Annotated in this window: 10 protein-coding genes; 6 read left to right on the top strand and 4 right to left on the bottom strand. The window is 62.6% G+C overall.

The genetic code is table 11. The features are described from left to right. Nucleotides 1-8 precede the first annotated feature (8 nt). Nucleotides 9-1028, top strand: a complete 1020-nt coding sequence (locus ACEUCR_RS03255) for an adenosine deaminase (RefSeq protein ID WP_408788008.1) — start codon at nt 9-11, stop codon at nt 1026-1028. A 64-nt stretch (nt 1029-1092) separates the two neighbouring features. Here the strand turns inward: ACEUCR_RS03255 and ACEUCR_RS03250 are convergent, their stop codons facing one another. From ACEUCR_RS03250 to ACEUCR_RS03240, 3 genes are all read right to left on the bottom strand, one after another. Then, nucleotides 1093-2214: an alkene reductase gene (locus ACEUCR_RS03250; RefSeq protein ID WP_408788006.1), complete on the bottom strand. Its 1122-nt coding sequence runs from the start codon at nt 2212-2214 to the stop codon at nt 1093-1095. 411 nt (nt 2215-2625) lie between these two features. Continuing rightward, on the bottom strand, nt 2626-3141 hold the full coding sequence (locus tag ACEUCR_RS03245) for a hypothetical protein (protein WP_408788003.1): 516 nt from the start codon (nt 3139-3141) through the stop codon (nt 2626-2628). Nucleotides 3142-3545: 404 nt separating this feature from the next. Further along, nucleotides 3546-4472: a cation diffusion facilitator family transporter gene (locus tag ACEUCR_RS03240; protein WP_111874530.1), complete on the bottom strand. Its 927-nt coding sequence runs from the start codon at nt 4470-4472 to the stop codon at nt 3546-3548. Nucleotides 4473-4641: 169 nt separating this feature from the next. Here ACEUCR_RS03240 and ydiJ point away from each other — a divergent pair, with 169 nt between their 5' ends. From ydiJ to ACEUCR_RS03215, 5 genes are all read left to right on the top strand, one after another. Continuing rightward, on the top strand, nt 4642-7713 hold the full coding sequence (gene ydiJ, locus ACEUCR_RS03235; RefSeq protein WP_408788000.1) for a D-2-hydroxyglutarate dehydrogenase YdiJ: 3072 nt from the start codon (nt 4642-4644) through the stop codon (nt 7711-7713). Beyond that, nucleotides 7713-8201, top strand: coding sequence for a hypothetical protein (locus ACEUCR_RS03230; protein WP_408787997.1), 489 nt, complete (start codon nt 7713-7715; stop codon nt 8199-8201). Before ydiJ ends, ACEUCR_RS03230 begins: the two co-directional genes overlap by 1 nt. 121 nt (nt 8202-8322) lie before the next feature. Next, nucleotides 8323-8772, top strand: coding sequence for a hotdog fold thioesterase (locus ACEUCR_RS03225; protein WP_408787994.1), 450 nt, complete (start codon nt 8323-8325; stop codon nt 8770-8772). Nucleotides 8773-8964: 192 nt separating this feature from the next. After that, the gene (locus ACEUCR_RS03220) at nt 8965-10845 is read left to right on the top strand and encodes a DEAD/DEAH box helicase (RefSeq protein WP_041994492.1); all 1881 of its coding nucleotides are present in this window, start codon (nt 8965-8967) and stop codon (nt 10843-10845) included. 174 nt (nt 10846-11019) lie between these two features. After that, nucleotides 11020-12282, top strand: coding sequence for an MFS transporter (locus tag ACEUCR_RS03215; protein WP_408787991.1), 1263 nt, complete (start codon nt 11020-11022; stop codon nt 12280-12282). A gap of 219 nt (nt 12283-12501) precedes the next feature. Here ACEUCR_RS03215 and ahpF read toward each other — a convergent pair whose 3' ends face one another. Continuing rightward, nucleotides 12502-14085, bottom strand: coding sequence for an alkyl hydroperoxide reductase subunit F (gene ahpF / locus ACEUCR_RS03210; protein WP_408746207.1), 1584 nt, complete (start codon nt 14083-14085; stop codon nt 12502-12504). Nucleotides 14086-14191: the final 106 nt, after the last annotated feature.

Here is a 14191-nt window from a genome sequence, read left to right as displayed (position 1 = left end):
AGTCGATCATGGACGAGTTTATCGCTGGGCTGCCCAAGCTGGAGCTGCACCTGCATATCGAGGGTACGTTGGAGCCGGATCTGATGCTGCGCCTGGCCGCGCGCAACGGCATATCGCTGCCCTGGGCCGATGAGAAGAGCGTGCGCACCGCCTACGAGTTTGACGGCCTGCAATCGTTTCTCGAGCTCTACTACCTGGGGGCCAGCGTGCTGGTTACCGAGCAGGATTTCTTCGACCTCACCCGGGCCTATCTGACGCGCTGCGCGGCGGAGGGGGTGGTCCATGTGGAGATCTTCTTCGATCCGCAGACCCATACCGCCCGCGGCATTCCCTTCGCCACCGTGCTTGGCGGCATAGAACGGGCGCTGCAGACCGGGGAGAAGGAGCTTGGCATCAGCTGGCGCCTCATCATGAGCTTCTTGCGTCACCTGAGCGAGGAGGAAGCCTTCGCCACCCTGGAGCAGGCCATGCCCTTGCTCGATCGCATCCATGGCATCGGCCTCGACTCGGGGGAGAGGGGGAACCCCCCCGCCAAGTTTGTCCGGGTGTTTGCCCGCTGCCGCGAGCTGGGGTTGCCTGTGGTGGCCCACGCCGGCGAAGAGGGGCCGGCGGACTACATATGGCAGGCCATCCGGGAGCTGCAGGTGCGCCGCATCGACCATGGGGTACGCTGCGCCGAGGATCCCGAATTGCTGTGTTATCTGGCCGACACCCGGTTGCCCCTCACCGTCTGCCCCCTCTCCAACACCCGCCTCAAGGTGTTTGACCAGATGGCCCACCACAACGTACTGAATTTGCTGGAGCAGGGGCTGTGCGTCACCATCAACTCCGACGATCCCGCCTATTTCGGCGGCTACATGAACGCCAACTTCCAGGCCCTGGCTCATGAACTGGGGGCCTCCATGAGCCAACTCTGCCGTTTGTCACTCAATGCCGTCGAAGCGAGCTGGCTGAGTCTGGCGGACAAGGCGCGGCTGACCCGGGAAATTCGAAGCCATGCCGCCTGTCACGGCGTCGTCCTCTCCTAGCGCCGGGCGACATGATACGCCAACGCCCGCCAGAGATGGCGGGCGTTGGCGTTCTAGCCGGGTCTCAGGCCGATTGCGGCTCTTTTGACCCCTGATAGCTCGGGTAGTCGGTCAGCCCTTTCTCGCCGCCGCCAAACAGGGTGGCGGGATCGTGGGGGGCCAGCGGATAGCCGTGGCGCAGCCGGTTCGGCAGATCCGGGTTGGCCACGAAGGGGCGACCGAAACCAATCAGGTCGGCCCAGCCCGCCTGCAGCGCGGCTCTGGCCCGCTCCCCATCGTACTTGCCTGCATAGATGAGGGTATTGGGGAAGGCATCCCGCAGCCCCTGCTTGAAGCTCTCTGCCATCAGGGGGGCGTCATCCCAGTCCGCTTCGGCCACGTGCAGATAGACGATGCCCAGGCTGCCGAGCATGCTGGCGGCGGCCAGATAGGTTTCCTGGGGGTTGGCATCGACGGTGCCGTTGAGGGTAGTGAGCGGCGCGAGGCGCACCCCGACCCGGTCGGCGCCAATTTCGCTACTGACCGCCTCGGTCACCTCTTTCAGGAAGCGCAGCCGGTTCTCAAGGGCGCCGCCGTAGCCGTCGGTGCGGGCATTGGACTCGGAGTCGAGGAACTGGTTGATGAGGTAGCCGTTGGCGGCGTGCAGCTCGATGCCGTCAAATCCCGCCTCCATGGCGTTGCGGGCCGCCTGGCGGAACTGCCCCACCACGGCGTCGATGTCGGCCTGGGTCATGGCGCGCGGGGTGGCCGTCTCCACAAAGCCCGGGGCATCGCTGCCATTGTCGACAAACACCTTCACCCCTTTGGCCTGGATGGCGGAGGAGGAGAGGGGCTGGGCGCCACCGATGTTGTCAGGATGGGTGACCCGGCCCACATGCCAGAGCTGGGCAAACATGATGCCCCCCTGGGTGTGGACGGCGTCGGTCACCTGCTTCCAGCCAGCCACCTGCTCGGCGCTGTGGATCCCCGGCGTCCAGGCGTAGCCCTTGCCCATGGGGTCGACTTGCGTGCCCTCGCTGATGATGAGACCGGCCCCGGCACGCTGGGCGTAGTAGGTCGCCATCATGGCGTTGGCCACGTCCCCGGGCTGGCTGGCGCGGGAGCGGGTCATGGGGGGCATGACGATGCGGTTGGCAAGGTGCAGCTGGCCAAGGCGCAGCGGGCAGAACAGGGGATCGTGGTTCATGATGGAACTCCTCATCGGGTGAATGGTGCGACTCTAGCGCCAGACATCATTGAGATAAATGGAGGGATTTGCATAAGAGTGCTGCGCTCATGACAACAATGGGCAGAAGCAGAGGCGGGCCGGGATGAAACATGCTGGTTTATCAATATGCTGATGTGGAGCAGGGAGGGGAGAATATCTCCTCGGCTGTCGTCTCTTTCATGTGTTTCCTGTCACGACAGACGAGAGGGACAATTAAACAAGATGAGTGCGAGGTTAAATAAAAAGAGGCGTTGTAAATAAAACGGAATGATTTAATCGTCATTTCGTTTTTCGCGCCATGTTTCGCCCTCTGTCATGGACGACCGAGGAAAATAAAGCAGGGAGGTATTTTCCTCCCTGTTACTGGCTGGGGTGATGGGGCGATTGGCGTCATTGCCCCGTGTAGGCGGCGCCCTGGACATGACCCTGCTTGTCACTGAGGCAGGACCAGGGCGCATCGGCACCCGGCACCTTGATGGTGACGCCGACCCCGGCTTCGGAGTCCATGACGTCAGTGACCTGAAGCTGGGCCTGGGGCACGTTCGTCTTTTCTGAGACCGCCTTCAGACAGGCTTTCTCCACAGGGCTGGCAGGGCTTGCCGAGGCCGCAGGCGCTGCTGACGTGGCTGCCGGGTGGCAGACGCCCGAGCCTTGCTTGCTGGTGTAGGAGACATCGTACTGGCCCCCTGTGTTGCTGATGGAGAGGGTGACACCAGCCCCCTTGGCTTCGTAGTAGTTGTCGTTGAACTGCTTGAGCTTGGCCTCCTTGCCATTGATATAGACGGGACCTCCCTCATCGCTGTGCATCTGGATCCGGCCCGGGCACTCGTAATTCAGCTGGGGAAGGGCAGCACTGGCCGTGCCCGCCATGGTCAATGCAAATACTGTGATCAACACCTTTTTCATGGGACTTGCCTTAACTGTTTAACAAAATGGAATAAGTGCATTTGTTTGTATTGTCCGTTGAATAACAACATCACTGTATTTCGGCGCTCAGTCTGCCGTCTGTCCTTGACGAAAACAAATAGCCGGCCGACTTAATTTTAGCAACGAATTTTTCGTAACGTTTTGTGCCGTTGAAAATGGTTATTGATTCAAGGGACTCGGCAAACGGTTTTCCCTGTCCATGGTTTAAAGATTAAAAAAAGCAGAGAAATAACGGGCAGGGGAGGGACGGCGAGAATGACAGCAAGAGTGACAGCAAGAGTGACGCAGGGGGAGCTGGCAGGCGGGTTGCCGGGGCTTTGCCTGGAGCCCTTGTCACGCGGGGCGACGGGGCCCCGCGTTGCATCAGGATGGCAGGTGCCGGATCAGAGCCAGCGTTTTTCCCGGGTGAAGCAGACCGAGAGCCAGGCATCCCCCAGGGTATCGCCGAGGCGGGACCAGAGCTCCTGGCGCAGGGCATCCTGGCGTTCGACGGGCCACTCCTGGCCGGGGGCCACCAGAATGTTGAGTTCGAGATCGAAGCGGCGGCCGCTTTTCGCCAGATGACTGTAGCACTCGATGCCATGGCGCTGACGCAGGGCCTCGACCTCGCTGGCCACCAGCCGGGAGACATCTCCCTTGGGGGCAATTTTCAGCACTTCCCGCAGATTGCGACCGAGCACCTTGATGGGAATGAGAGTGGCGCACAGGGCCAGGAGAGAGACCAGCACAGGGTCTATGTAGCGGTTGTACTGGCCGTAACCCAGGGCATCGAGGCCGATGGCGACCAGAAAGCCGACGAGCAGGGTGGCGCTGAGCAGGGTATCCACCAGCCACTCCTTGGAGTCCACCCGCACCAGCTCGGAGTTGACCCGCTCGGCCACGTCAGCCTCGATGAGATAGATGAGGCCGCAAAAGAAGGTGCAGACGGCGGCATAGATGAGGGCGTGGCCGAGGTCTATCTCCCGTCCCCCTTCGAGCAGGGAGGTGATGCCGCCATAGAGGGCGCCGAGGCAGAGCAGCAGTATGATGGCGCCGTTGATGACGTTGGCGATGGGTTCGAAGTGGGCGTAGCCGTATTGAAAACGGGTATCGGAAGGGCGGGTGACCAGGTAGGCGGTGATGAGCCCCAGGCCCGTCATGCCCATGCTGAACAGGGTGAAGATGCCGTCCAGCATGATGGCGTTGGAACCGACGAACAGGCCATAGCCGATGCCGAAGATGGCAAAGGTGATGCAACCAAACAGCGACAGGGTCAGCGCCTGTTTTTCGGTGCGAACCAGCGTACTGATAACATGGCTGTAATGAGCCATAAAAGTCCTCCTTTCAAATGGTGAAGATTGAACGCGCAAGCGGTTTTCTAGCTGATATACTGCCCGCTCACATGTGAGCGGACTGGTTCGGACACCCGCAAAGAGGCAGCCCCGAACAGTCGTTGTCGCCGGAATGCCGGCATCAAGCAAAGGATGGGAACAAGGATTCATGATCCCGAGACTCGATTACCAGGACAGTTTGTCACCTACAACCCTGCAGTTTCTTGAGTTGCTGGCGCGATCAGCATTTCGTGGTGATATCGAAAAGTCTTATGCAAGCCGGTTGGCGATGGCGACGGATAACAGCGTCTATCAGGTCGTACCTCAGGCGGTTCTCTATCCGCGCAGCGCGGATGACATAGCGGTGATGCTCAAGCTGGCCCAGGGGCCCGAGTACGCGACCTTGAGTTTCTTCCCTCGCGGCGGCGGTACCGGCACCAATGGTCAATCCTTGGGCGGCGGCATTATCGTCGATCTCTCCCGCCATATGAACCAGATCATGGAAATTAATCTGGAAGAGGGTTGGGTGCGGGCCCAGGCCGGGGTGGTGAAGGATCAGCTCAACGCCTACCTCAAACCCCACGGCTACTTCTTCTCGCCGGATCTCTCCACCTCCAACCGCGCCACCCTGGGCGGCATGGTCAACACCGATGCCTCGGGGCAGGGATCCCTGGTGTACGGCAAGACCTCGGATCACGTGCTGGGGCTCAAGGCCGTGCTGGAGAACGGCGACATCATGGCGACCGAGCCGGTGACCGGCCAGCGCCTGGCGGACAAGCTGGCCCTCGAGAGCCGCGAGGGGGAGATCTACCGCACCCTCTATCGCATCGGCCGCGAGCGGCGCGCCGACATAGAGGCCACCTTCCCCAAGCTCAACCGCTTTTTGACCGGTTACGATCTCAAGCATCTTTATATTCCAGAGAACGACACCCTGGACGTGAGCCGGGTGCTGTGCGGCTCGGAAGGCTCTTTGGGCTTCATCACCGAGGCTCGCCTCAACATCACCCCCATCCCGCGCTATCGCACCCTGGTCAACGTCAAGTACGACAGCTTCCCCTCCGCCTTGCGCAACGCCCCCTTTATGGTGGAGGCCCACGCCCTGTCGGTGGAGACGGTGGACTCCCGGGTGCTGGGGCTGGCCCGCGCCGACATCATCTGGCACTCGGTGAAGGATCTCATCCAGGATGTGCCGGGCAAGGATCTGCAGGGACTCAACATCGTCGAGTTTGCCGACACCGACGAGGCTGCGCACAAGGCCAAGGTGACCGAGCTGTGCCGGCGCATCGACGGCCTGCTGGCGAGGGGCGAGGCGGGGATCATCGGCTATCAGGTGTGTGACCACCTGCCGAGCATCGAGACCATCTATGGCATGCGCAAGAAGTCGGTGGGGCTGCTCGGCAACGCCGAGGGGCGCAAGAAGCCGGTGGCCTTCACCGAAGATACCGCCGTGCCGCCGGAATCCCTGGCGGATTTCATAATGGAGTTTCGCGCCCTGCTGGACGGCCACGGCCTCGACTACGGCATGTTCGGCCACGTCGATGCCGGAGTGCTGCATGTGCGCCCGGCGCTCGATTTGTGTGACCCGGAGCAGGAGGTGCTGCTGCGTCGCATCTCGGATCAGGTGGTGGCGCTGACCGCCAAATATGGCGGCCTGATGTGGGGGGAGCACGGCAAGGGCTTTCGCTCCGAATACAGCCCCGCTTTTTTTGGCGAATTGTGGGAAGAGCTGCAACGGGTCAAGGGGGCGTTCGATCCGGGCAATCGCATCAACCCGGGCAAGATCTGCATGCCTTACGGCAGCGGCGCCGAACTGGTGTCGGTGGACGGGCCCAAGCGCGGCAAGTTTGACCGCCAGATCCCCATTGCGGTGCGCGAAAGCTACACCCGGGCGCTGGATTGCAACGGCAATGGTCTGTGCTTCACCTTCGAGACCGACTCCCCCATGTGTCCCTCGGTCAAGATAAGCCGCGATCGCCGTCATTCCCCCAAGGGGCGGGCCGGATTGATGCGTGAATGGCTGCGCCAGTTGTCGGAGCAGGGCTTCGACCCTCTTGCAGAAGAGGTGGCGCTGCAAAGCGGTGGTGTGCGCTTCAAGCAGATAGTCGACAAGTTCCGCAATACGGTGGCCCGCGCTCGCGGCCAGTATGACTTCTCCCACGAGGTGATGGAGGCGATGGAAGGGTGCCTTGCGTGCAAGGCATGCACCAGCCAGTGCCCCATCAAGGTGGATGTACCCACCTTCCGCGCCCGCTTCATGCAGCTCTATCACAGCCGCTATCTGCGCGGACCCAAGGATTACTTCGTCGGCACGGTGGAAAGCTATGCACCCTTGCTGGCCAAGGCCCCCAAGCTGGTCAACTTCTTCCTCGAAAAAGAGTGGGCCCAGAAGGCGACCGAGAAGAGCATCGGCATGGTGGATGTGCCGCTGCTCTCAGTGCCGACCCTGGCCGAGGAGCTGCGCGACCACCGCGCCCGCTATTTCGATCTGCCGGGCCTGGAGGCCATGAGCCCAGAGCAGCGCCAAAAAGTGGTGCTCATCGTGCAGGATCCCTTCACCAGCTACTACGACGCCCCTGTGGTGCGTGACCTGGTGAAACTGGCCAGCAAGCTGGGCTATCAGCCCTACCTGCTGCCCTTCAAACCCAACGGCAAGCCCCAGCACGTGAAGGGCTTCCTGCGCGCCTTCGCCCGCACCGCCGCCAGCAGCGCCCAGTTCCTCAACAAGGTGGCGGCGCTGGGCATCCCCATGGTGGGGGTCGATCCCTCCCTGGTGCTCTGTTACCGGGACGAGTACGTGAAGGCGCTGGGCCCCGCCCGCGGCGATTTCCAGGTGCTGCTGCCCCAGGAGTGGCTGCTCTCTGTACCAGCAGAAACACTGCCGGCCCCCAGGGGGGACACCGTCGAGCAGGCCGAGGCAGAGCCCTGGTATCTGTTTGCCCACTGCACCGAGAAGACTGCCAAGCCCACTACCCACGGCGACTGGAGCACCCTGTTCGGCCGTTTCGGTGCGCGTTTGCAGCCGGTGTCGGTGGGCTGCTGCGGCATGGCGGGCACCTATGGCCACGACGCCAAGCAGGTGGAGAACTCCAAGGGGATCTACTCCTTAAGCTGGGCCGAGCCTCTTGCACGCCTGCCCAAGGCTCGCTGCCTGGCCACCGGCTATTCGTGCCGCAGCCAGGTCAAGCGGATGGAGGGGGAGAAGCTCAAGCACCCGCTGCAGGCCCTGCTGGAACTGCTCTGATGCTGCGTTTCCCCAAGGGATTTCGGGTGCCAAAGGCCTATCGGCACCCGCACTTTCTGCTGCTGCCTGCCAGCCCGAGTCAGGCGGTGGTGGAGTTCGTCGCCATGCTGCGCGAGCGGGAGCAGCTCCATCAGCTGTTTCGACCCGATGACCTCTGGCCCTCCAATAGTTTCAGCCTGAGCCAGCACGAGGACGATCTGGCGTGGCAGCGCTCCGAGTTTCTGGCCAAACGATCCTTTGCCTATGGCCTCTGGAGTCCGGACAGGGAGCCCGAATTCTGGGGCGGCGTCTACCTCTACCCTTCGGTGCTGCCGGAGGTGGAGGTGGAGCTCTTCTTCTGGAAACAGGCCGAGGCCCCCATCACGGATGCCGAGCTGGAGGCCGAGCTGCGGGCCTGGCTTGGCAAGGTGTGGCGCTGGTCCGAGCCGCGTCTGCCGGGGCGTGATGTCCCCTGGATGGAGTGGCCCGGGGTGACCTACCCCTGGTGAGCCTCACTCCAAGACAAGATGCCCTGTGTGGGCATCTTTTTTCCGACCTTTCTCGCCGACACGGCTGTTTAAGCGACATGGCCCCTGATAACCCATTGTTCAAAGAAGGAGTCTTCCCGTCATGAATCAAGAAAACGCCCCCATCTGGCGCAAGCCCATGAGCCTGGAGGGGCTCAACGCCAGCTCCCGCAATACCCTGATGGCCCACCTCGATATCGTCTACACCGCCTTTGGCCCCGACTGGCTGGAGGCCACCATGCCGGTGGATCACCGCACCCATCAGCCGCTGGGCATGTTGCACGGCGGCGCCTCCGTGGTGCTGGCGGAGACGCTGGGATCGCTGGCGGCCAACATGGCGGTGGGGGAGGAGAGCTATTGTGTGGGGCTGGAGGTCAATGCCAACCACCTGAGGGCCAAGCGGGAAGGGGTGGTGACGGGGCGCTGCACGCCGCTCCATCTGGGGGCGACCACCCAGGTGTGGCAGATAGAAATAAGAGACGAACGAAGCCGTTTGCTCTGTAGCAGCCGACTCACCATGGCGGTGCTCAAACACAAGCGGGACAAGGGTTAAGGCGCTGCCCGACTCGCCATCACGCACCATGAGTGAAAAATAAGCAAGCCATAGTCGCGAGATCCCTCTATAATTGCCAACGTCTTGAGACACCTATCACATTTTTCAAGACAGCAGAACAAAGTGGCGCTATAATCGCCGCCTTTTGCTATTCCGCGGTGTTTAGCCGCCTGCCTTAATCTGGAAGAATCTATGTCTGATACCGAACAACTGCCCCTTTTTAGTGAGCTTGGACTGGCCGCGCCCGTATTGAAAGCGCTGCAGGACGTGGGCTATGAGCGCCCGTCCCCCATCCAGGCCGCAGCAATTCCCCACCTGATGGCGGGACACGATCTGCTGGGGCAGGCGCAAACCGGTACAGGGAAGACCGCTGCTTTTGCCTTGCCTCTGTTGTCTCGTCTGGAAGCCGGTAACCGCAACACCCAGATCCTGGTGCTGGCGCCGACCCGCGAACTGGCCCTGCAGGTGGCCGAGGCGTGCCAACGCTATGCCCACCACATGCCCGATTTCCACGTGCTGCCCATCTACGGCGGCGCCTCCTACGAAACCCAGACCCGCGCCCTGCGTCGCGGTGCCCAGGTTGTCGTGGGTACCCCGGGCCGCGTGATGGACCTGATCCGTCGCAAGAACCTGGATCTCTCCGGTCTGAAAGCCCTGGTGTTGGACGAAGCGGACGAAATGCTGCGCATGGGCTTCATCGACGACGTGGACTGGATCATGGATCAGTGCCCGGCCGGTCGTCAGGTTGCCCTGTTCTCTGCCACCATGCCGGAGCAGATCCGTCGTGTTGCCCAGAAGCACCTGAAGCAGCCCAAAGAGATTAAGATTGCCTCCAAGACCGCGACCGCGACCACCATCCGCCAGCGTTACTGGCAGGTGACCGGTCTGCACAAGCTGGACGCCATGACCCGTCTGCTGGAAGTGGAATCCTACGAAGCCCTGCTGGTGTTCGTACGTACCAAGAACGCGGCCGAAGAGCTGGCAGGCAAACTGGCCGCCCGTGGTCACGCCTGTGAAGCGCTGCACGGCGACATTCCGCAGAAGCTGCGTGAGCGTACCGTTGACAAGCTGCGTCAGGGCCAGCTGGACATCCTGATCGCCACCGACGTGGTCGCTCGCGGTCTGGACGTCGAGCGCATCACCCACGTGGTGAACTACGACATTCCCTACGACACCGAATCCTACGTTCACCGTATCGGCCGTACCGGCCGTGCCGGTCGCAAGGGCGAAGCCATCCTGTTCGTGGCACCGCGCGAGCGCCGCATGCTGCGCGCCATCGAGCACGCCACCCGTCAGGCCATCGAGCCGATGAAGATGCCGAGCACCGAGGACATCAACCAGCACCGTCTGGCCAAGTTCAAGGAGCGCATCCGCGAAACCATGATGGGTGAAGAGCTCGAGATCTACCACAACCTGGTGAACGAGCTGATCGAAGAAGATTCTGCCGATCCGCTGGAGCTGGCTGCTGCACTGGCCAAGCTGGTACAGGGCGACCAACCGCTGCTGCTGGATGACTCCATCCCGGATCCGGTGTTCAACGCCGGCAACGATCGCGGTGGCTTCGAGCGTCGTGACTTCAACGACCGCGGTGGCCGTGACTTCGGTGACCGTGGCGATCGTCCGGCCCGTCGCATGCCGTCCCTGGAGCCGCGTCCGCTCAAGGACAACCCGGACGTGGAGATGGAGCGCTACCGCGTCGACGTGGGTGCCCATCACGGCGTCAAGCCGGGCCAGATCGTCGGTGCCATCGCCAACGAGGCGAACATCGAGAGCCGCTTCATCGGCAACATCGACATCGCCGATGACTTCTCCACCGTCGACCTGCCCAAGGGCATGACTGCCGACGTGCTGGAAGTGATCAAGAAGGCCCGGGTCTGCCAGCGTCCGCTGCAGATCACCCGCTACACCGAAGTGCCTGCCGGTGGCAGCACTGGGGCTCCGCGTCCGTACCGCAATGACCGTCCCTTCAACAAGGACCGTCGTCCCGGCGGCGATCGCCCCTTCAACAAGGATCGCCGTGAAGGCGGTTTCAACAAGGATCGCAAGTTCGGTGGCAAGCGCCGCGACAGCTAAGCCTTAATACCCTTGCCAAGAGGCCGCTCATCGAGCGGCCTTTTTTATTGATGTCGCGCGCAAGCCCCGGATGTGGCCAGACACTCGGATCCCGGTGGCGGCCGCTTCGGGTTGAAGCCACCGCCATTTGTCCGTAGCCTGTATGGTTTTGGCACGGCAGAAAGGGAGCGGGATATGGTGGCGACGAGATGGCAAGGGGTGGCCTCCCCGCTGATGAGTCTGGTGATCTTCATCCTGGGTCACGGTCTGATGAGTACCCTGCTGACGGTGCGGCTCTCGGCCGAGCAGGTGGATGCCCAGGCCATCGGGCTGGTCTCTGGCACCTATTTCGCCGGTCTGGTGCTCGGCTCCTTCGTCAATGCGCGCCTCATCGTACAGGTGGGCCATATCCGCGCCTACGCGGCCTATGCCTCCCTCATCTGCACCCTGACCCTGCTCCACGGCCTCGTCGTCGATCCCTGGGTCTGGGCCGGGCTGCGCCTGCTGGGGGGCTTTGCCACCGGGGGCCTGTTCGTGGTGCTCGAATCCTGGATGCTGGTCTCCAGCACGCCGCGGGACAGGGGCAAGCTGATGTCCCTCTACATGATACTGCTCTACGGGGCCCTGGCCGCCGGCCAGCTACTGCTCAAGGTGATCGATCCCATGGTGCTGGCGCCCTTCGCCCTGTGCGCCATGGCCGCCTCCCTCTCCGTGATCCCCCTGGCCCTCTCCCGGGTGGCCATGCCCACCATGATCCAGCCCCAGCAGGTGGGCTTCCTCGAGCTGTTTCGCCTCACTCCGGCCGGGATGTGGAGCAGCCTGAGCTCAGGGCTCATCCTGGGGGCCATCTATGGTCTGCTGCCCCTCTATTTCACCGACAACGGCTATGGCCTGGAGCGGGTCGCCAACATGATGGCCGTGGTGATCCTGGGGGGCATGTGCCTGCAATACCCCATAGGGCGAGTGTCGGATCGCCTCGACAGGCGCCTGGTCATCGGCCTGCTGAGCGCGCTGCTTGCTCTGGTCTCCCTGCTGATGGTGATCCTGCCGGCGCCCCAGCCCGACTGGCTGGCGACGGGCCTCATCTTCCTGTTTGGCGGCCTGGCCTTCTCCATCTACCCCCTGAGCCTCAGCCACGCCTGCGACGAGCTCAAGCCGGATCAGGTGCTGGGGGCCAACCAGGGGCTGCTGCTCGCCTACAGCCTGGGGGCCATGGTAGGGCCTGTGCTGGCGCCGAGTGCCATCCAGCTGTTCGGCCCTCAGGGCCTGTTCGCCTACTTCTGCCTGTGCGGGGCGCTGTTGACCCTGTTTCTGATCTGGCGTCAGCGGGTGCGGGCGCCGGTGCCCCTGGCCGAGCATCAGCAGTTCATCCCTGTGCCCCCGAACACCCCCATGACCGCCGAGCTGGAGCCCAGACCCGATGTTGAGCTGACCCAGGCACAGGGCGAGGCGAGCTGATCCTGTAGCAGTGACAGGCCTCGGATGGCCTTGGCAACATAGGTGGGGTGGGGGACGGGCGCGTGAAGCATCCAGATAAAGAGGTCGTCATGCAGACCGGGTGGCGGGTCATGAGCCAGGGGAGTGGGCCCTGACAAGGGGGCGAGTGGGGGTCGCCCTGCCAGCAAGACAATAAAAAAACCGGTGCCTGGGCACCGGTTTTCGATCGAGGGGGAGGGATCAGGCCAGGGCCGGTTCCGCGCTCGCCACCTGGCTGGGCTCAGGGGTGCGAATGAGGTAATCGAACGCCCCCAGGGCGGCGGTGGCACCTGCCCCCATGGAGATGATGATCTGCTTGAATGGCACAGTGGTGGCATCCCCTGCGGCGTAGACGCCGGGCAGGGAAGTGGCACCCTTGGTGTCGATCTCGATCTCGCCAAAGCGGGTCAGGGCAATTTCGCTGCCTTTGAGGAACTCGGTGTTCGGTACCAGGCCTATCTGGACGAAGATACCGGCCACCGCCAGGTGCTTGATCTCGCCTGTGGTGCGATCCTCGTAGTCCATGCCCACCACCTTGCTGCCGTCGCCGATGACTTCCGTGGTACGGGCGCTCATGATGATGTCGATGTTGGCCATGGAGCGAGCCTTCTTCTGCAGCACCTCGTCGGCGCGCAGGGTATCGGCGAACTCCACTACTGTGACGTGCTCGACGATGCCGGCCAGATCGATGGCCGCTTCTATGCCGGAGTTACCGCCACCGATCACCGCCACCCGCTTGCCCTTGAAGAAGGGTCCGTCACAGTGGGGGCAGTAGGCCACGCCCTTGGTGCGGTATTCGAGTTCACCCGGCACGTTGAGATCGCGCCAGCGGGCACCGGTCGCCAGGATCACGGCGCGGCTCTTGAGGGTGGCACCGGAGGCGAGATCCACGTTGACGTAACCATCCTTGCTGATGGCCGCGGCGCGCTGCTCGGTGATCACTTCCACGCCGTACTGCTTGACGTGCTGCTCCAGGCTGGCGGCCAGCTTGGGGCCCTCGGTGTAGGGCACGGAGATGAAGTTCTCGATGCCGACGGTGTCCATCACCTGGCCGCCGAAGCGCTCGGCGACGATGGCGGTGCGAATGCCTTTGCGGGCGGCATAGATGGCGGCGGCGGCGCCGGCCGGGCCACCGCCCACCACCAGCACGTCGTAGGGTGCCTTTTCGCTCAGCTCTTGCGCCTTGCGCTCGGCCGCGCCTGTGTCGAGCTTGGCCACTATCTCTTCGAGGGAGGTGCGACCCTGGCTGAACGGCTGACCGTTCAGATAGACGTTCGGGACCGCCATGATTTGACGCTCGTTCACCTCGTCCTGGAACAGGGCACCGTCGATCATGGTGTGACTGATGCCGGGGTTCAGGGTGGCCATCAGGTTCAGGGCCTGTACCACGTCCGGGCAGTTGTGGCAGGAGAGGGAGATATAGGTCTCGAAGTGGAACTCGCCCTTGAGGTTCTTCACCTGCTCCAGCACGGCCGGATCGGCCTTGGAGGGATGGCCGCCGCTTTGCAGCAGGGCGAGCACCAGGGAGGTAAATTCATGACCCATGGGAATGCCGGCAAAGTGCACACGCGGGGCCTGGCCCTGGGGCGCGATGCTCATGGAAGGCTTGCGGACATTGCTGCCATCAGTCATGGCAATCTTGGGGGACATTTCGGCTATCTCGCTGGCCAAGGCCAGGAGCTCGGCGGATTTGTCGCTGTCATTGCCGGACACGCTGATCTCGATGGGATTGACGATGTACTGCAAGTAACCGTTGAGTTGTTGTTTGAGGTTGGTATCTAACATGGTCGAATTCCTTCTTGCTGAATGCGGGTCGGCACTATGAACGGATACAGAAAACAGAGGACCAGAAAGCAGACCGGCCCTTGAACGGGCCGGTCTTGGGAGCGGG

It is taken from the genome of Aeromonas bivalvium (assembly GCF_046078285.1).
Lineage (GTDB): Bacteria > Pseudomonadota > Gammaproteobacteria > Enterobacterales > Aeromonadaceae > Aeromonas > Aeromonas bivalvium.
This window is presented reverse-complemented; position numbering and strand designations above follow the sequence as displayed.

Excerpts from the sequence above, each read along its gene's own strand:
- ACEUCR_RS03255 (WP_408788008.1), top strand. The coding sequence starts at position 9 with ATGGACGAGTTTATCGCTGGGCTGCCCAAGCTGGAGCTGCACCTGCAT.
- ACEUCR_RS03250 (WP_408788006.1), bottom strand. The coding sequence starts at position 2,214 with ATGAACCACGATCCCCTGTTCTGCCCGCTGCGCCTTGGCCAGCTGCAC.
- ACEUCR_RS03245 (WP_408788003.1), bottom strand. The coding sequence starts at position 3,141 with ATGAAAAAGGTGTTGATCACAGTATTTGCATTGACCATGGCGGGCACG.
- ACEUCR_RS03240 (WP_111874530.1), bottom strand. The coding sequence starts at position 4,472 with ATGGCTCATTACAGCCATGTTATCAGTACGCTGGTTCGCACCGAAAAA.
- ydiJ (WP_408788000.1), top strand. The coding sequence starts at position 4,642 with ATGATCCCGAGACTCGATTACCAGGACAGTTTGTCACCTACAACCCTG.
- ACEUCR_RS03230 (WP_408787997.1), top strand. The coding sequence starts at position 7,713 with ATGCTGCGTTTCCCCAAGGGATTTCGGGTGCCAAAGGCCTATCGGCAC.
- ACEUCR_RS03225 (WP_408787994.1), top strand. The coding sequence starts at position 8,323 with ATGAATCAAGAAAACGCCCCCATCTGGCGCAAGCCCATGAGCCTGGAG.
- ACEUCR_RS03220 (WP_041994492.1), top strand. The coding sequence starts at position 8,965 with ATGTCTGATACCGAACAACTGCCCCTTTTTAGTGAGCTTGGACTGGCC.
- ACEUCR_RS03215 (WP_408787991.1), top strand. The coding sequence starts at position 11,020 with ATGGTGGCGACGAGATGGCAAGGGGTGGCCTCCCCGCTGATGAGTCTG.
- ahpF (WP_408746207.1), bottom strand. The coding sequence starts at position 14,085 with ATGTTAGATACCAACCTCAAACAACAACTCAACGGTTACTTGCAGTAC.